This is a genomic window from Pseudonocardia parietis (genome assembly GCF_017876315.1).
In the GTDB taxonomy this organism is placed as follows: Bacteria; Actinomycetota; Actinomycetes; order Mycobacteriales; family Pseudonocardiaceae; genus Pseudonocardia; species Pseudonocardia parietis.
In genome coordinates this window covers 4,756,053-4,773,924 of record NZ_JAGINU010000001.1, presented here as the reverse complement: position 1 = coordinate 4,773,924, position 17,872 = coordinate 4,756,053, and the positions used below count along the sequence as shown (strand labels likewise).

The window sequence follows — 17,872 nt, the reverse complement described above, 5'->3', positions numbered from 1 at the left end:
GCTCGATCACGCTACGCGACACCGGGGGATCGGCGGTCGCCGAACGCGAGGGTCGACGGCAGGTCGACGATGCCGGCGTCGGAGCCGAGCCCCTGCGCCACCAGCGCGGCAGCCGCGGTGCCCAACAGCGCCGCGTCGGGAAGGGAGCGACGTGCGCCGAACCCCACGAGGAACCCCGCGGTGAAGGCGTCGCCGCAGCCCGTCGTGTCCACGACCGGGACGTCGAACGCGGGGAGGCGCTCGACCCCGTCCCCGGTCACGATCAGGCAGCCCTGGGCCCCGGTGGTGACGACGACGGTGCCGACGCCGCACGCGCGCGCCACACCCGCGGCCTCCACGAGGTCGTCGCGGCCGGTCACGGCGCGGATCTGGTCGTCGTTGGGCAGCAGGAAGCCGGTGTGCTCCCACGCGGGCGCCAGCACGTCGGCGAGCTCGCGCCGCCCGACGCTGAGCAGATCCATGCTCGTGGCCGTGCCGTGCTCGGCGGCGAAGCGCAGGATGTCCGGGAGGGCATCGCGGGTGAAGTCGCCCAGCACATCGGGGCCACCGACGTGCAGGACGTCGGCGTCGGCGACCAGACCCAGGTCCACGTCGGCCGCGGTCAACGTGCCCATCGACCCGGGCGCGTGCAGCGCCGGCCGCTCGCCGTTCGGGCGGATGGGCAGCATCGTGGCGGGGGTCGCGAGACCGGGCCGGCGCGCCATGTGCCGCACATCGACGCCGTGGGAGTCGAGCAGGTCGAGCAACAGCCGGCCGGTGGCGTCGTCGCCGACCGGCCCGATGCTCACGACCTCGGCGCCGAGCTTCGCGAGGTCGACGGCCGTGCCGCCCGCGGTGCCCGCGGCGGTGATCCGGATCTCCTCGAGCGTCCGCCGGCCCTGGCCGGGCGGGATGTCGGGGACGGGGCGCCCGAGCACGTCGAGGATGTGGGCGCCGAGGCACACGACCTTCATGCCGGCACCTCCGTCCGCCGGCGCGCGACCGCGGCCAGCTCGTCGCCGGTGAGAACGCGGGGGGAGCCGATGCCGTTCGCGGTGACGTGCAGGGCGCACAGCCACTCCAGCAGCCGGGCCCGGTCGTAGGCTGCCTCGAGCGTGTCGCCGTAGGCGACCGCGCCGTGGTTCTGCATCAGCGCCGCGGTCCGTCCCTCCAGCGCCACGTGCACCGAGCGGGCCAGCTCGGGCGTGCCGTAGGTCGCGTAGCGGGCCACCCGCACCGGCCCGCCCAGCGCCGTGACGTAGTAGTGCAGCGAGGGCAGCTCGTCGAGCACCGTCGACACCGCCGCGCTGTGCAGCCCGTGGTGGTGCACGACCGCGTTCGCGCCGGTCGAGGCGTAGACGTCCAGGTGCATCGGGGTCTCGGAGGACGGGGCGTGCGGGCCGTCGACCAGCGTCCCCGCGAGGTCCACGACGGCGACGTCCTGCGGCTCGATCCGGTCGTAGGCCATCCCGGACGGTGAGACCGCGACCAGCTCCCCGACGCGGACGCTGACGTTGCCCGCGGTGCCGAGCACGAGCCCGTCGGCGAGCATCCGGCGCCCGCACTCGGCGACGTGCCGGCGCGCGTCGGCCGTGTCGCTCACCGGGCACCCGCCGGAACCGGAACCGCGTCCGCTCCCTCGGGGTCCTGATCGTCCGGGACGAGCACGCCGTCGTCGGCGGACCAGCAGACCTCGACCCGCTGTCCGATCGTGACCGAGCGGCTCACCCCGGCGGTGTCGCGCACCTGGCCGGTGCCACCGTCGTCGAACCGGACCAGCACGCGGCGGAACGCGCCCTGGTAGACGATGTCGGTGACGGTGACCGACAGGACGTTCGGGTTCCCCGCCTCCGGCTCGTCGCCGACCGCGAGCCGCAGGTGCTCGGGCCGCACGACCAGCGCGCCCGGGCCGTCGGCGGCCGCCGGGGCCCGCAGCGTGCACCAGCCCGTGTCGAGCAGGCCGTCGCGGACGTGGCCGGTGAACACGTTCGAGTCGCCGAGGAAGGTCGCGACGAACCGGGATGCGGGCGTCTCGTACAGCTCGGCGGGCGTGCCGCACTGGTCGATGTGGCCGTCGCGGAACACCGCGATCCGGTCGGAGAGGGCCAGCGCCTCGTCCTGGTCGTGGGTGACGAACACGAACGTGATGCCCAGCTCCCGGTGCAGCCGCGAGATCTCCAGCTGGAGGGACTCGCGCAGCTTCTTGTCCAGTGCTCCGAGCGGCTCGTCGAGCAGCAGCGCACGGGGCTCGAAGACGACGGCCCGGGCCAGCGCCACGCGCTGCTGCTGTCCGCCGGACAGCTGCGTGGGCAGGCGCTCACCGTGCCCGCCCAGGTGCACCAGCTCGAGTGCCTCCGAGACACGTCGCGCGATCTCGCTCTTGCCGACCTTGCGCTGCCTGAGCGGAAAGGCGATGTTCTCGGTCGCCGTCATGTGCGGGAAGAGGGCGTAGTTCTGGAACACCATCCCCAGGTTGCGCTTGTACGCCGGCAGCGCTGCGATGTCGGTGTCGTCGAGTGCGATCCGGCCGGACGTGATCGACTCGAACCCGGCGATCATGTTCAACGTGGTTGTCTTGCCGGACCCGCTGGGTCCGAGCAGGGTCATGAACTCGCCGGCCCGGATCTCCAGGTCGATACTGTCGACCGCGGGCGCGGTCGCGTTCGGGAAGATCTTGGTGAGGCCCTCGACCTCGATCCGGGCTCCGGATGCGGTGTCAGACATGACGGCGGTTCCTCCTCAGGGCGGCGGCCAGGGCCAGCAGTGCGGTGGTGACCGTGATGACCACCGTCGACGCGGCGGCGATCGTGGGGTCCACCTCGTTGGTGACGGACGTGAACATCCGCACCGGCAGCGTCTGCAGCTGCGGCGACTGCACGAACAACGACACCACAACCTCGTCGAACGAGGTGACGAACGCGAAGACCGCCCCGGACAGCACCCCGGGCATGATCAGCGGCAGCGTGACACGGCGGAACGTCGACAGCGAGGAGGCGCCGAGGCCGGCCGCGGCGCGTTCGAGCGTCCGGTCGAACCCGCCCAGCGCCGCTCCGACGTTCACGGTGACGAACGGGAGCGCGAGCACCGTGTGCGCCACGACGAAGCCCGTCGGCGTACCGATCAGGCCCCACTCCAGGAATGCGGCGTAGACCGCGACGGCCACAACGATGCCGGGCACGATGAGCGGCGCCAGGAACAGCCCGTTCAGTGCGCCCTTGCCGCGGAAGGCCGTGCGGGACAGCGCGAACGCGGCGGCGGTGCCGAGCACCGTGGCGACGACGGTGACGATCACGGCCAGCTGGATCGAGATGAGCAGTGCGTTCAGCCAGCTTGGCTCGGTGAAGAACGTCGCGTAGTGCCGCAGGCTCCAGGAGCTCGGCGGGAACGCGAAGCTGTCCTCACCGGAGAAGCTGATCGGGATGACGATCAGGGTCGGCACGAGCAGCCAGGCCCCGATCAGGACCCCGGCCGCGACGAGCGCCCGGCGCAGGCGTGCGGACCTCATGATCCGGCACCCCCCACCAGGCCGACCGGCGCCCCGCCGGTGCGGGTGAGCCGCTGCACAGCTGCCACCAGCACGAGCGTGACCACCAGGAGCGTGACGGCGAGCGCGCCGGCCGCGCCGAAGTCCACGAGCTGGTTCACCTGCACCGAGATGAGCTGGGCGAGCATCGACTGCTGCGGCGAGCCCACGAGCGACGGGGTGACGTAGAAGCCGAGCGACAGCACCATCACCAGCGTCGCGCCCGCGGCCACGCCGCGCAGCGACAGCGGGAGGTAGACGCGCAGGAAGGCAGCGACCGGGGTGGCGCCCAGTCCCATCGCGGCGTCGACGAGGCTCCGGTCGATGCCCCGCATGGCCGCGTACACCGGCAGCACCATGAACGGCAGCATCACCTGGGCCATCGCCATGCTGACCCCGGCGGTGGTTCCCAGCAGCCGGATCGGACCCAGCCCGACTGCCGTGAGCAGCCCGTTGACCAGGCCGGTGTCCTGCAGCAGCACGACCCACGCGAAGGTGCGTGCCATCAGCGAGGTCCAGAACGGCAGCAGCACCAGAGCGGTGAGGACCGCGGTCCACCGGTGCCCGACGATCGTCATCAGGTAGGCGTACGGGTAGGCGCACAGCACACACAGCACCGTGACGACGGTGGCCATCCCCAGCGTCCGCAGCACGACGGTGACGACGACGCCGTCGGTGGCGAGCCCGGTGTAGTTGTCCAACCCGAGTTCGGGCGTGCTCACCGAGAGCCAGGCCAGCCGGGCCGCCGGCACCACGAAGAAGACCGTGAGCACGACGAGCGCGGGCACCGCGAGCAGGAGCAGCGGGCGCCCCCTCGGTCTGCGGCGCGGGGCCGCGGGCACGGTCGCGGCGGGCGCCGCGTCGACCGGGCTGAGTGACACCATGGACACACCCCACTTCGATCACGCATTCCGGCATTGATTTCACCAAGTGAAATGCGAGCGTCGAGGTCACGGCCCGGGTTGTCAAGCCTTCCTTGCGCCCGTTACGTCGCCGCAACGCATCTGAGCTGGCAACTTACGTTAACCCTCTTGACGCCCTTCGGTCGTCCGACCATTCTTCATCTACCACATCGCGAAGTGCATTCCGTATGGTGAAACGGACTGGCCGTCTCGCCCGTCAAACGAAGGTGGTCCCCGTGCGCAATCGCAGACTCCTGTCCGCGCTGGCCCTCACTGCAGTTGTCTCCGTCGGCGCCACCGGGTGCTTCGCCACGGTCGGCGGGGACACGGGAGCCGGTGGCACGGTCGTCTTCAGCAACACCGGCGGCGCCCTGGCCTCGATCTTCGCCGATACCGCCTACAAGCAGCTCGCCGAGCAGGGCGTCCAGGTCGCGGAGGAGTCGCCGAACAACGAGGCGAAGCTGACGGCGATGGTCGAGTCGGGAACCCCGACGTGGGACGTCTTCTACGCGTCGCCCTATCGCACGGTCGCGAAGTGCGACGTCCTGTTCGAGAAGCTCGACATGTCCCGGATCGACACCGAGGGCCTGGATCCCGCGCTGACCTCCGAGTGCGGCGTACCCGTGCTGAAGTCCTCGTTCCTGCTGGTCTACAACGCCGATGTCTACGGGGACCGGCCGCCGCAGAGCTGGGCGGACTTCTACGACACGACGAACTTCCCCGGCACCCGCGGGATCATGAACTACGCCAAGGACGCCGGTATCGAGACCGCACTGCTCGCCTCCGGGGTGCCGGGCGACCAGCTCTACCCGCTCGACTACGAACGTGCGTTCGCCACCCTCGACACGATCCGTCCCTCGGCGCGGTTCTACGAGACCGGCGCGCAGCAGACCCAGGCGCTGGAGTCGGGTGAGGTCGACATGATGCTCGCGTGGCCCGGACGGGCCTACGAGGCGACGAAGAACGGCGCCAACCTGAAGGTCGTCTGGAACCAGCCGCTCTACTACACCGACTCCCTGGGGATCGTGAAGGGCGCCCCGAACATGGACAAGGCGTACGACCTGATCAACGCCCTGCTCGACGTCCCGACGCAGGAAGAGATCATGAGGCGCCAGCCCTACGGGGCGGCCAACGCCAACGCGAAGCCCTCCGACGACGCGCTGCTCAACTCCTTCATCGCGACGAGCAACGTCACCGGGACCGAGGTGCACCGCGACAACGAGTGGTGGGCCGCGAACCTCGACGAGGCCACCCAGCGGTGGACGGACTGGGTGAACCGGTGAGGCTGCTCGGGTACGCCGACCGGCTGTCGGTGCCGGCGGGCGGGCGCATCGAGTTCAAGATCGGCTGCGAGCTACCGGAGTTCACGCCGTCGCTGGTCCGGCTGCGCCGTGGCGGCTCGCCGGTGCACGAGTGCGACCTGCTCGAGGACGACGTGCTCGACGACGAGGTGGCTGCCCAGCTCCCCGCGACCGTGCCCGGCCGCGTCCAGGTCTCCCGCGCCGGCTCCTGTGTCGAGGCGGCGGTGCGTGGGGACGCCGTCGTGCACGGCGCCGGACTGGCGGCCTGGATCCACCCGACGCTCCTGGAGGGTGAGCAGACCGTCCTGGCGCTGACCGCGCCCGACGGGAGCGCCGGGTACCGGCTCGCCGTGACGGCCGATGGCTGCGCGCTCCGTGACGCGGGCGGGACGGAACTGGCCCGCCTCGACGCGGCGCCGGTGCTGCGCCAGTGGTCGTTCGTGGCGGCGACGGTCTCCCCGGCCGGTGAGGTTCGCCTGGAGCTGCACCGTCCGGGAGGCGGTATCGGGGGTGCCTCGGCCGACGTCGCGGGGGCGCCGTCCTGGCGCGGGGGACAGCTGAGGATCGGCGCCGGCGGCCGTGGGGAACCCACCGGGTTCTTCAACGGGCGGCTCGCCCGGCCCGTCGTCTCCGGGAGCGGCTGGGCAGCCGAGGCCACCGCGCGGCTCGCCGCGGGCGCGGCTGCCGTCGAGGTCCTGGGTGCCGACGGTGTGAGCGCGCTCGCGCTGGGCCGTGATCCCGCGTCCGCATCCGTGGCCGACGACGGCTCGCTGACCGCGGGTGGCACGGCCGTGAACCGGCCGGCGAGCGCCGTCCCCGGCCCGTTCTGGAGCTGCACCGAGACCGACCTCCGCCGCGTTCCCGACGAGTACGACGCGCTGCACCTGCACGAGGACGACCTCGACGACGCCGGGTGGGAGACCGACGTCGCGTTGAGGGTGCCGGCGGACCTGCCCAGCGGGGCCTACGCGCTGAAGGTCCGCGCGGGCGAGCACGTCGACCGGATCCCGTTCGTCGTCACCCCGCCCGCCGGGGCCCGCCCGGCGCCGGTCCTGGTGGTCCTGCCGACCTGGACCTACCTGGCCTACGCGAACTGGCGCACCTACGCCGAGTTCGAGGAGGAGCGCGTCGGGCTCTACGGGGAGCGCCGCGGCGTCGACCCGCGCGACCGCTGGCTCGCCCGCCATCCCGAGCTCGGCAAGTCGCTCTACGACGTCCACACCGACGGCAGCGGCGTCATGTACTCCTCGCGGGCGCGCCCGATCGTCAACATCCGGCCCGACTACTTCACGCCCACCACCCGCGGGCTGCGCCACTTCGCGCAGGACCTCTCGCTGCTGCACTGGCTCGACGGGCGCGGCGAGGACTACGCGGTGATCACCGACGACGAGCTGGAGGACCGGGGCGCCGACGCGCTGGCCGGGCACCGCGTCGTGATCACCGGTAGTCATCCGGAGTACTCGTCGGCCCGGATGCTCGACGCCTACGAGTCCTTCACCGCGCACGGCGGCCGGCTGATGTACCTGGGCGGCAACGGCTTCTACCACGTCACCAACCGCCATTCCGGCCCGTCCGGGGCGGTCGAGATCCGCCGCGCCCGGGGCAGCACGACGGCGTGGGCGTCGGGTGCGGGCGAGGAGCACCTGTCCGGGACGGGCGAGCCCGGCGGGCTGTGGCGCTGGCGGGGCCGGGCCCCGCAGCGGGCGTTCGGCGTGGGGATGACGGCGCAGGGCTTCGACAAGGCGAGCGGCTACCGCCGGTCCGCGCAGAGCCGTGCCGTCGACTGGGTCTTCGACGGGGTGGACGTCGCGGTCGGCGAGGTCTTCGGCGACGAGGGCCCGGGCCTCGGCGGTGCGGCGGGAGACGAGATCGACCGCGCCGACATCGCGCTCGGCACCCCGGCCGACGCGGTCGTGCTCGCGACCTCGATCGGTCACTCGGCGAGCATCGTGCTCGTCGCGGACGACCGGACGATCTCGCACCGGGCGCCGGTCTCGCCCGACCCGCGGGTCCGGGCCGACATCGTGGTGTTCGACCGGCCCGGCGGTGGGGCCGTCTTCGCGGTCGGTTCGATCGCCTGGTCCACGGCGATGACGCACAAGGGCGGCGACAACGACGTCTCCCGGATCACCGCGAACGTCCTCGACCGCTTCCGCGACCACGCCGGACCGGCGGTGGGTGCATGAGGATCGTCGGGTACGCCGACCGGCTCTCGGTCCGCGCCGGTGCGAAGATCACGTTCTGCGTCAGCTCCGAGCACGCCGCCTACCGGCCGGAGATCGTGCGCCTGCGGCGCGGCGGCTCCGAACGGCACGGGACGGCCCTCGTCGAGGAACCGGTCGAGGCCGGAATGCCCCGGACGCTGCCGGGGCGTGTCCAGATGACCACGTCCGGCTCGTTCGCCGAGGCCGGCCCGCTCGGCCCCGCCGACGAGCTGGGCCTGGCGATCTGGTTCCTGCCCACCCTGCTCGAGGACGAGGCGCGACCGCTGCTGGCGGTCGGGGAGCTCGTGCTCGAGGTCTCGGCGGCCGGGATCGCCCTGCGCCGCGGTGACGCGCCGCAGGCCACCCTGGCCGTCCCACCCACCGAACGGTGCTGGGCGTTCGCCGCCGCGACGGTCGACACCACGGGCGCGGTGCGGCTCACCCTCCACCGGCCGGGCATGCCGGTCGCCGTGGCCACATCCGCCGCGGTGCCCGAGCCGGTGGCCGGAACACTGCGGATCGGCTCGGACGGAACCACCACCGGCGGGCTCGGCCGGACGTTCAACGGCAAGGTGGCGCGTCCCGTCGTCGCCACGACGGCATGGCCCGAGGCGACGACCGCGGCACTCGCCTCCGGCGCCGATCCCCTCGCACTGCTCGACCCGGACGGCACCAGCGCCCTCGACCTCGCCACCGACCCCGGCGGCACCCGCGTGCCCGACCGCGGCCGGCTGACCGGCGGCGCGGTGATCCGGCACCTGCCCACCCGCGGCGTGCCGGGCCCGTTCTGGACCGGCGCGGAGACCGACTTCCGGCGCGCCCCCGCCGAGTTCGACGCCCTGCACCTGCACGACGACGACCTCGCCGACGCCGGCTGGGAGCCGGACCTCACCTGGTCCGTGCCCACGGATCTGCCCAGCGGCGTCTACGCGTTGAGGACGAGCGCCGACGGCGACGTCGACCGGATCCCGTTCGTCGTCACCCCCGCCCGGCACGAGGCCCCCGTGCTCGTCGTGCTGCCCACCTGGACCTACCTCGCGTACGCCAACTGGCGCACCTACGCCGAGTACGAGACCGAACGGTTGGTGATCTACGGGGAGGCGCGCGGGGTGGACGAGCGCGACCGCTGGCTGGCCGCGCACCCCGAGCTGGGCCGCTCGCTCTACGACGTGCACACCGACGGCAGCGGCGTCTGCCACTCCAGCCGGCTTCGCCCGATCGTCAACCTGCGCCCCGACTACTTCACCCCCACCACCCGCGGGTTCCGCCACTACGCGCAGGACCTGCTGCTGCTCGACTGGCTCGACCGGCGCGGCGAGCACTACGCCGTGGTCACCGACGACGAGGTCGAACGCGAGGGCGCCGACCTGCTCTCCCGTTACCGGGTGGTGCTCACCGGAAGCCATCCCGAGTACTGCTCGGCGGGGATGCTCGACACCTACCTCGCCCACACCCGGGCCGGTGGCCGGCTGTTGTACCTGGGCGGCAACGGTTTCTACCAGGTCACCGCGCGACACCCGGGGCACCCGGACTGCCTGGAGATCCGCCGCGGGCACGCGGGCGTCGCCACCTGGGTCTCCGATCCCGGCGAGGAACACCTCGCGGCGACCGGGGAGCCCGGCGGGCTCTGGCGGATGCGCGGGCGTGCCCCCAACCTGGTGGCCGGCGTCGGGTTCACCGCCCAGGGTTTCGACGCCGGCTACGGCTACGCGCGCAGCGCGGCGAGCACGGACCCGTCGGTCTCCTGGGTGTTCGACGGGGTGGGCGCCGAGGCCGGCGAGGTCTTCGGCACCGAGGGGCCCGGCCTGGGTGGTGCGGCGGGCGACGAGCTGGACCGCGCCGACGTCACGCTCGGTACGCCCGCCGATGCCGTCGTGCTGGCGTCGTCGGTCGGGCACTCGCAGAAGATCTCGCTGGTCCCCGAGGAGGCCGACCACGGCTACGCCGCCGCACCGCCGGGCGTCCATCCCAAGGTCCGTGCCGACGTCGTCCTGCTCGGGCGCCCCGGCGGCGGAGCCGCATTCTCCGTCGGCTCGATCGCCTGGTCGACGGCCATGACCCACAAGGACGGCGACAACGACGTCTCCCGCATCACCGGCAACGTCCTCGACCGGTTCCGGGACCACCCCGGCCCGGTGCTCGGCGAGCAGTAAAGGAGCAGGAGTGTCCGTCACCAGTACCGACCAGGTCTCGCATCTCGCCGATCGGGCGAGGTTCGTGCGCACCGAGACCGTCCGGCTCACCCGGATCGCGGGAGCCGGCCACTACAGCGCCGTGTTCTCGTGCGCCGAGCTCTTCTCCGTCCTCTACTACAGCCGGCTGCGCCTCGACCCGTCCCGCCCGGACTGGCCCGACCGCGACCGGTTCGTGCTGAGCAAGGGGCACGCGGCGATCGGGCTGTACCCCGTGCTCGCCGATCTCGGCTTCTTCGACCCGTCCGAACTGGACACCTACACCCGCCTGGGCAGCCCGTTCGGCGACCACCCGGACATGCGCCGCATCCCCGGCATCGACTTCTCCTCCGGATCCCTCGGGCACGGCCTGTCGATCGCCGCGGGGATGGCGCTGGCCGGCCGGATGTCGGGGTCCGACCACCGCACCTACTGCATGCTCGGCGACGGTGAGCTGGCCGAGGGCCAGGTCTGGGAGGCCGCGATGTCGGCGGGCCACTTCCGGCTGGGCAACCTCGTCGCGATCGTGGACGCCAACCAGCTCGGCATCGACGGGTTCGTCCGTGACGTCATGGCCGCCGAGCCGATCGACCGGCGTTTCGCGGCGTTCGGCTGGCAGACCCACCGGGTCGACGGCCACGACATCCCCGCGCTGCTCGAGCTGTTCGCCGGGCTGCCGGGCGCCGCGGACGGCAGGCCGCAGCTCGTCGTCGCGGACACGGTGAAGGGCAAGGGTGTGGAGCGCATGGAGCTGTCCCCCGACTGGCACGTCGGCAACCTCGTGGGCGCCGACTACGACGACGTGATGACCGAGCTCGGGCAGGAGCGCGCATGAGCACCCAGGACCAGTCGGAGCTGTTCAACGGCACCGCGAACGTCGGTCTCAAGGACACCCGCTCGGTCGACGGCACCGACACCCGGGCGATCCCGGCGTTCGTGTTCGGCGAGGAGCTCGCCGAGCTCGCCGACCACGACCCGCGCATCGTCGTGCTCACCGCCGATCTGGCCCGCTCGAACCGGGCCACCGACTTCGCGAACCGGCATCCGGACCGGTTCGTCAACGTCGGCATCGCCGAGAAGAACATGATCACGATGGCTGCCGGCATGGCGGCGTCGGGCTACGTCCCGTTCGCGGCGACGTTCGGCGCGTTCGCGGCGCTGCTCGGAGCCGAGCAGATCCGCACCGACTGCGCCTATCCCGGGATGCCGGTGCGAGTCGTCGGCCACCACTCCGGGATGTCCATGGGCTTCTACGGCACGAGCCACCACAGCCTCGAGGACATCGGGATGATGCGCTGCATCGCCGACCTGACCGTCGTCTGCGCCACCGACGCGAACCACCTGCGCGCGTTGCTGCGCCTGTCGCTCGACCAGCCCGGAGCGATGTACATCCGGCTCGGCCGTGGCCGGGACCCGGAGGTCTATCCCGAGGTGCCGGACCTGCGGATCGGGCGCGCCGAGACCGTCCGCGACGGCGCGGACCTGACGATCATCGCCACCGGCTCCGAGGTGCACCCCGCGCTGCAGGCCGCCGAGGAGCTGGCGGCGGGAGGCGTCTCCGCCCGGGTCGTCGACATGTTCACGATCGCGCCGCTGGACCGCGACGCCGTGCTCGACGCCGCGCGCACCACCGGCGCCGTCCTCACCGTCGAGGAGGGCAACGTGACCGGCGGACTGGGCACCGCGGTCGCCGAGTGCCTGTTCGAAGCGGGCGTGCAGGTCCCGTTCCGCCGCCACGGGGTACCCGACGAGCACGTGCCCGTCGGGCCACCCGCCGGGCTCTACACCCACTACCGCCTCGACGGCCCCGGCATCGCCGCCGTCGCCCGCGACCTGCTCGACTCCAGCAAGGGAACCCCCGCATGACCACCGCACCGACCGTCCTCGGCGAGCGCGAGCTCGCACTGCGCGAGCGTGCCCGCCAGGTGATCCCCGGCGGGATGTACGGCCACATGTCCGTCCAGGCCTTCAGCTCGGCGCACCCGCAGTTCATGAGCTCCGGGGACGGCTGCCGGGTCACCGACACCGACGGGCGCACCTACCTCGACCTGATGTGCGGCTGGGGTCCGGTGGTCCTCGGCCACCGCCACGCCGGCGTCACGGCGGCCGTCCTCGATCAGCTCGAACGCGGTGACTGCCTCGACGGCACCAGCCCGGTCGCCGTCGAGTTCGCCGAGCTGCTGGTGGACACCGTCCCGTCCGCGGACTGGGCGATGTTCTGCAAGAACGGCTCCGACGCCACGACCACGTGCGTCACCATCGCCCGCGCGGCCACCGGGAAGCGCAAGCTGCTGGTGGCGCGCGGCGCCTACCACGGCGCGGTGCCGTGGTGCTCGCTGCGCGGGGCCGGTGTGACCGCCGAGGACCAGGCACACCTGGTCCACTACGAGTACAACGACCTCGCCTCCGCCGAGGCCGCCGCGGCCGAGGCGGGCGACGACCTCGCCGCGATCGTCGTCTGCCCGATGCGCCACGACATCAAGCACGACCAGGAGCTCGTCGACCCGGCCTTCGCGCGCGGGCTGCGCGCCCTCGCCGACCGCACCGGTGCCGTCCTGGTCCTCGACGATGTCCGCTGCGGGTTCCGGCTCGATCTCGGCGGCAGCTGGGAACCCCTCGGCGTCCGGCCCGACCTGTCGGCCTGGTCGAAGGCGATCGCCAACGGGCAGGCGCTCGGCGCCGTGACCGGGATCGAGGCACTGCGCGAGGCGACCCGCTCGATCTACGTGACCGGGTCGTTCTGGACGGCGGCGGTACCGCTCGCCGCGGGTCTCGCGACCCTGACCGAGCTGCGCAAGGGTGTGGCACTGCCGGCCATGGCCCGCACCGGCACCCGGCTGCGTGCGGGCCTCGCCGCCCAGGCCGCCGCGCACGGTGTCGAGATCCGCCAGACCGGTCCGGTACAGATGCCGATGCTCTCCTTCGCCGGCGACGAGAACTTCCGGCTGGCCACCACCTGGGCGGAGGCCGCCGTGCAGCGCGGGGTGTACCTGCACCCCTGGCACAACTGGTTCCTCTCCGCCGCCCACACCGACGAGGACATCGACGAGATCCTCGTTCGCACCGACGATGCCTTCGCCGTGCTGGGCGACTGAACCGTCGACGGCCCCGTGACGCAGCAGGCGTCACGGGGCCGTCGGGGCTCAGGTCCCAGGGCTCGGGACGGGGCTCAGGCCCCCGGCGCCTGGCCCTTCAGCGCACCCTCGAGCAGCGGGACGGCCGTGTCGATCGCGTACGGCAGCGACAGCGGGCTGGAGTAGCCCAGCGCCCCACCGAACTCGGAGCTGAACGGCGGGAGGAAGGCCACCCGGCCCTCCTTCACCGCGGGGATCGCGGCGAACACCGGGTCGGCCATCGCCTCGGCCTTGCTCCGGCCGATCACGACGACGATGTCGCCGTCCATCTGGCCCTGCTGCTCGAGCGAGAGCGTCTGGGTGTCCGGGCGGACCTCGAACCCGAGCCCGGCGAACAGCTGCGCGCGCAGGTCGTCGGTGCCGAGGTTGTACGGGACCCCCTCGGTGTAGAAGGCCATGCTCAGCTTCTTACCGGCGAAGTCGGGATGCTGCTGCTTCGTGTCGTCGAACTTCTGCTGCGTCGTCGCGATGACCTGCTCGGCCTGCTCGTTGCGACCCAGGGCCTGGCCGGTGATCCGGGTCTGCTGGTCCCAGGTGGCGGCGTTGGTGCCGTCCTCGGTCGGCTGGGCGACCGTCGGCGCGATCTTGGACAGCGCGTCGTAGGTGGCGCGGTCGATGAAGGAGTAGACGCCGAGGATCAGGTCCGGCTGCAGCGCGGCGATCTGCTCGACCGGCAGGGTGTTGGCGTCGAGGACCTGCGGGGTCGGGCCGAGCGGCGGCTGCGGCAGCCACGGCCGCTGCTGGAACGGGAAGTCGCCGATGACCTGGCGCTCGGCGACCGGCTGCACGCCCAGCGCCATCACGAAGTCGGCCTCGTTGTAGCCGATCGCGACGACGCGCTCGGGCCGCTCGGTGATGGTGGTCGACCCGAACGCGTGGTTCAGCGTCACGGGGAAGGCCCCGGCCGGGGCGGGTTCGCCGGAGGCCGCGGGCTGCTCCTCGCCGCCGGAGGAACAACCGGCGACCGCGAGGAGCAGGACCGCGCACGCGGCGAACGTGCGCAGCAGGGATCGGGGCATCGAGGAGATCCTTTCCGGAGGACCCGCGGCGCGGATCACGATTGCGGGGACGGGGACGGCTGGGCGCTACGGGCACCGGTCCAGGCCGCCCACAGCAGTGCGTACCGGCCGCCGGCGGCGACCAGCTCGTCGTGCGGGCCCTGCTCGACGACCAGGCCGTCGTCGAGGACGACGACCCGGTCGGCCGTCGCGGCCTGGGTGAGCCGGTGGGCGACCACGAGCCCGGTCCGGCCGGCGAGCGCGGCCTCGGCGGACTCCTCGAGGGCGCGGGCACCGGCGCTGCCGGCCTCCGCGGTGGCCTCGTCGAGCACCAGGACCCGCGGGTCGGTCAGGACGACGCGGGCCAGCGCGAGCTGCTGGGCCGCGACCACCGGGAGCCGGTGCCCGCCGTCGCCGACGACGGTGTCGAGCCCGTCGGGTAGCGCACGCGCCCATGACCCCGCCCCGACCCGGTCCAGGGCGGCGAGCAGGTCGTCGTCGGAGGCGTCCGGCCGGGCGAGGCGCAGGTCGGCCCCGAGCGAGCCGGCGAACACGTGGACCTCCTGGGTGACCAGGGCGACGGCGTCGCGGCGCCCCTCGGAGTCGAGCTCGTCGAGCCGGGCACCGCCGATCTCGACGGTGCCGGCGGCGGGTGCGTGCACGCCCGCGACGATCCCCGCGAGCGTCGACTTGCCCGCCCCACTCGCCCCGACCAGCGCGACCCGCTCACCGGGTGCCACGTCGAGGTCCACCTCGGACAGCACCGGGTGGCCGTCGACGTAGTGGTGGGTCAGTCCGCGCACCCGGACCCGGGCACCGTCTGCCGTGGCCGGCGTCGCAGGCTCCTGCGGGCGGTCCAGATCGGCGACACCGACGAGGCGGCGCAGCCCGGCCAGCGCGGTCTGGGCCGCGTCGAGCTGGAAGAGCACGACGTTGATCGGGGTGAAGAGGTTGACGAAGTACAGGGCGGCCGCGCTCGCCGTCCCGATCGTCGTCGCACCGGCGCCGACCAGCCAGAACCCGGTGACCAGCACCGCGGCGAGCCCGATGAACTCGGCGAGGTTCAGCCGGGCGAACAGCTGGGTGTGCATCCGGACGACGGCGACGGCGAGGCGGGCCACCTCCGCGGCGCGCTCGGCGATGGCCGACGCGTGCCGCTCGTGCAGCCGGAACGCCCGCACCGTCGGCAGGCCCGCGGAGGTGTCGAGCAGGTGCTGCTGCTGGGCCCCGCCCGCGATCCGCTGCGCGGTGTAGAGCGGGGTGGACCGCCCGAGGAACGCCTTCGCCGTCCACACCTGCACCGGGGCGGCGAGCAGCGCGGCCAGCAGGAACCGCCAGTCCAGCACGGCGAGCCCGACCAGGGTCAGTGCCACCATCAGCGCCGAGCGGGCCAGCTCCGGGACGGCCTCACGGACCGCCTCGCTCACCACCGACACGTCGTCGGTGACCCGGGAGGTCAGGTCGCCCGCCCCCGCCGACTCGATGCGGGCCTGGGGCAGGTGCAGCGCCCGGTCGACGAAGCGTTCGCGCAGCCCGGCGAGCAGCGTCTCGCAGAACCGCGCCGCCAGGGCCACGCCGAGCGCGGCCAGCAACCCCTGGGCGACGGCGATGCCGGCCAGCGCCAGCACCGGCGACAGGACCGCGTCGGCTCCCTGCGCCTCGGCGACCCGGTCGACGATCTCCCCGAGCAGCGGGGCTACCAGCAGGCTGACCGCGGCGCCCGCGACCAGCACGACCAGCGTGACGACGGCGATCGGGCGGTGCGGGCGGGCCAGCTCGGCCAGCACCGCCCGGATCCGGGTCCCGGACGCGGTGGGCAGCAGGTCGGTACCGGAGCTCATGCGGTCACCACCGAACGGTAGGTCTCGTCGGCCATCAGTTCGGTGTGCGTGCCGCGGGCGTGCACCCGCCCGTCGACGACGAACGTCACGCTGCCCGCCCGTCCCAGCAACGCCGGGCTGGTGGTCACCAGCAGCGTGCTGCGTCCGGCGCGGTGCGCGGCCAGACCTTCGGCGATCCGGGTCTCGGTGACGGCGTCCACGGCCGTCGTCGGGTCGTGCAGCACCAGGACGGGGGCGTCGGCGGCGAGGGCACGGGCCAGGGCGATGCGCTGGCGCTGCCCACCGGACAGCGACCGGCCACGGGCCGAGACGTCGGTGTCCGCGCCGGACGGCAGCGTCTGCGCGACCTGGTCGGCGGCCGCCGCGGCCATCGCGGGCTCGGGGTCGGCGGTGTCCGGTGCGCCGGCGACGACGTTGTCGCGCAGTGAACCGGTGAACAGGTGGGCGTCGTGCGCGGCGACGAGCACCGCACCGCGGGTGATCTCGGGTGGCCACGCGTCGAGCGGGACGCCGTCCAGGGTGACCCTCCCGTGTGCCTGCTCGGTCTCGCGGGCGAGGACGGCCAGCAGCTCCGCGGCGTCCTCCGGGTCGGCGGCGACGACGGCGGTGGGCGCGCCGGGCCGAACCTCGACGTCGACACCGTCGTGCGGAGCGGGTCCGTCCGTCGTGCCCGCCGCGGTGGCCGGGCGGCGCAGCCGCAGACCGCGCACCGACAGCACCCCGGGGCCGGCCGTCGGGTCGCCGTCCGGGAGGGCTCCGTCCGGGAGGCCCCTGTCCGTGAGATCGCCGCCGGAACCGGTGACCGCGGGCGGGGCGGACAGCACCGCCGCGATCCGGGCCGCCGACGCCCGGGCCTGCGCCGTGCGGGCGATGACGAACCCGAACATCTGCAGCGGGCCGATCAGGAACTGGGCCAGTCCCACCGCCGACACGAGCTGGCCGACGGTGATGTCACCGTTCGCGGCCGCCCGGCCGCCGACCAGCGCGATCACCGCGAGGAACAGGCCGTTCGCCAGCGCGACGGTGCCCAGGAAACCGCCCTCGGCGCGGGTGGCGCGCAGGGTCGCGCCGAGCGCCACCCGGCTGGAGTCGCGGTAGCGCCGCACCGCCGCGGCGCGGCCCCCGATGCCGTTCAGCACCCGCAGCCCGGAGACCAGGTCCGCCGCGGTGCCCGCGGCCTGCGCCGCCCGCTCCTGTTCCGCGCCGGAGCGCTTCTCCAGCGGCTTCACCACCAGCTGCACCACCCACAGCAGCGGCGGTGTGCCGAGCAGGATCAGCAGCCCGAGCGAGAGGTCGATGGCCAGCAGGGCGACGGCGGTGACGACCACCGCGCACACCGCGGCCAGCAGGATCGGCAGCGCGACGTGGAGCTCGGCGACCCGCTTGGAGTCGGAGACCGCGATGCCGGTCAGCTCACCGGGCAACCGCCCGGTCTCACCGCCACCGCGCGGGTCCAGCAGGCGGCCGGCGACCTCGCGGCGCAGCCGGGCGTCCGCCCAGGCCTCGGCGTACCAGGACTGCCGGGCGCCGAATCGGTAGGCGTAGGACAGCATGAGGAAGTCCAGTGCCAGCACGGCGAGCCAGCCGGCCATCGCGACCGGGTCACCGGTGGCGACCGCGCGGTCGATCACGACCCCCACGAGCAGCGGCACCAGCGCCTCGCCCGCCTGATGGGTGGAGAACAGCGCGCCCGCCGCGGCGATCCGGCCGCGGTAGGCGCGCAGCGACCCCCGCAGGACGTCCCGCCCCGCGACGACGCCGGGCAAGGGCTGATCGGCCGGTCCTGTCACGCGGTCAGGGTAACCTTACCTACGCCCGG

At 73.3% G+C, this 17,872-nt stretch carries 14 protein-coding genes; 6 read left to right on the top strand and 8 right to left on the bottom strand.

Going from position 1 to position 17,872, the window contains the following annotated elements:
• Positions 1–11: 11 nt before the first annotated feature.
• From JOF36_RS22520 to JOF36_RS22500, 5 genes are read right to left on the bottom strand one after another with little or no spacing between them, the layout of a single operon-like run.
• On the bottom strand, positions 12–953 hold the full coding sequence (locus JOF36_RS22520) for a carbohydrate kinase family protein (RefSeq protein ID WP_210030537.1): 942 nt from the start codon (positions 951–953) through the stop codon (positions 12–14).
• The gene (locus JOF36_RS22515) at positions 950–1,582 is read right to left on the bottom strand and encodes a class II aldolase/adducin family protein (RefSeq protein WP_307862534.1); all 633 of its coding nucleotides are present in this window, start codon (positions 1,580–1,582) and stop codon (positions 950–952) included. Before JOF36_RS22515 ends, JOF36_RS22520 begins: the two co-directional genes overlap by 4 nt.
• Positions 1,579–2,703: an ABC transporter ATP-binding protein gene (locus tag JOF36_RS22510; protein WP_210030534.1), complete on the bottom strand. Its 1,125-nt coding sequence runs from the start codon at positions 2,701–2,703 to the stop codon at positions 1,579–1,581. The genes JOF36_RS22515 and JOF36_RS22510 overlap by 4 nt, the downstream gene beginning before the upstream one ends.
• Complete coding sequence (locus tag JOF36_RS22505) at positions 2,696–3,484, bottom strand: ABC transporter permease (protein WP_210030533.1); 789 nt, start codon at positions 3,482–3,484, stop codon at positions 2,696–2,698. Before JOF36_RS22505 ends, JOF36_RS22510 begins: the two co-directional genes overlap by 8 nt.
• Complete coding sequence (locus tag JOF36_RS22500) at positions 3,481–4,386, bottom strand: ABC transporter permease (protein ID WP_210030532.1); 906 nt, start codon at positions 4,384–4,386, stop codon at positions 3,481–3,483. The genes JOF36_RS22505 and JOF36_RS22500 overlap by 4 nt, the downstream gene beginning before the upstream one ends.
• A gap of 254 nt (positions 4,387–4,640) precedes the next feature.
• Here JOF36_RS22500 and JOF36_RS22495 point away from each other — a divergent pair, with 254 nt between their 5' ends.
• From JOF36_RS22495 to JOF36_RS22470, 6 genes are read left to right on the top strand one after another with little or no spacing between them, the layout of a single operon-like run.
• A complete protein-coding gene (locus JOF36_RS22495) occupies positions 4,641–5,687 on the top strand; it encodes an extracellular solute-binding protein (protein ID WP_210030530.1) in 1,047 nt (348 codons plus the stop codon).
• Positions 5,684–7,891, top strand: a complete 2,208-nt coding sequence (locus tag JOF36_RS22490; RefSeq protein WP_210030528.1) for a N,N-dimethylformamidase beta subunit family domain-containing protein — start codon at positions 5,684–5,686, stop codon at positions 7,889–7,891. The genes JOF36_RS22495 and JOF36_RS22490 overlap by 4 nt, the downstream gene beginning before the upstream one ends.
• Entirely contained in the window at positions 7,888–10,062 is a 2,175-nt protein-coding gene (locus JOF36_RS22485) for a N,N-dimethylformamidase beta subunit family domain-containing protein (protein WP_210030526.1), read from the top strand. The genes JOF36_RS22490 and JOF36_RS22485 overlap by 4 nt, the downstream gene beginning before the upstream one ends.
• 10 nt (positions 10,063–10,072) lie before the next feature.
• On the top strand, positions 10,073–10,915 hold the full coding sequence (locus JOF36_RS22480) for a transketolase (protein WP_210030524.1): 843 nt from the start codon (positions 10,073–10,075) through the stop codon (positions 10,913–10,915).
• Positions 10,912–11,946, top strand: a complete 1,035-nt coding sequence (locus JOF36_RS22475; RefSeq protein WP_210030523.1) for a transketolase family protein — start codon at positions 10,912–10,914, stop codon at positions 11,944–11,946. The genes JOF36_RS22480 and JOF36_RS22475 overlap by 4 nt, the downstream gene beginning before the upstream one ends.
• Entirely contained in the window at positions 11,943–13,175 is a 1,233-nt protein-coding gene (locus JOF36_RS22470) for an aminotransferase class III-fold pyridoxal phosphate-dependent enzyme (protein ID WP_210030521.1), read from the top strand. Before JOF36_RS22475 ends, JOF36_RS22470 begins: the two co-directional genes overlap by 4 nt.
• Positions 13,176–13,249: 74 nt before the next feature.
• Here the strand turns inward: JOF36_RS22470 and JOF36_RS22465 are convergent, their stop codons facing one another.
• The 3 genes from JOF36_RS22465 to JOF36_RS22455 are packed head-to-tail and all read right to left on the bottom strand — an operon-like array spanning position 13,250 to position 17,843.
• Positions 13,250–14,233: an iron-siderophore ABC transporter substrate-binding protein gene (locus JOF36_RS22465; RefSeq protein ID WP_210030519.1), complete on the bottom strand. Its 984-nt coding sequence runs from the start codon at positions 14,231–14,233 to the stop codon at positions 13,250–13,252.
• Between the two features lie 35 nt (positions 14,234–14,268).
• Positions 14,269–16,053: an ABC transporter ATP-binding protein gene (locus tag JOF36_RS22460; protein ID WP_210030517.1), complete on the bottom strand. Its 1,785-nt coding sequence runs from the start codon at positions 16,051–16,053 to the stop codon at positions 14,269–14,271.
• Positions 16,050–17,843, bottom strand: a complete 1,794-nt coding sequence (locus tag JOF36_RS22455; RefSeq protein ID WP_307862533.1) for an ABC transporter transmembrane domain-containing protein — start codon at positions 17,841–17,843, stop codon at positions 16,050–16,052. Before JOF36_RS22455 ends, JOF36_RS22460 begins: the two co-directional genes overlap by 4 nt.
• Between the last annotated feature and the right edge of the window lie 29 nt (positions 17,844–17,872).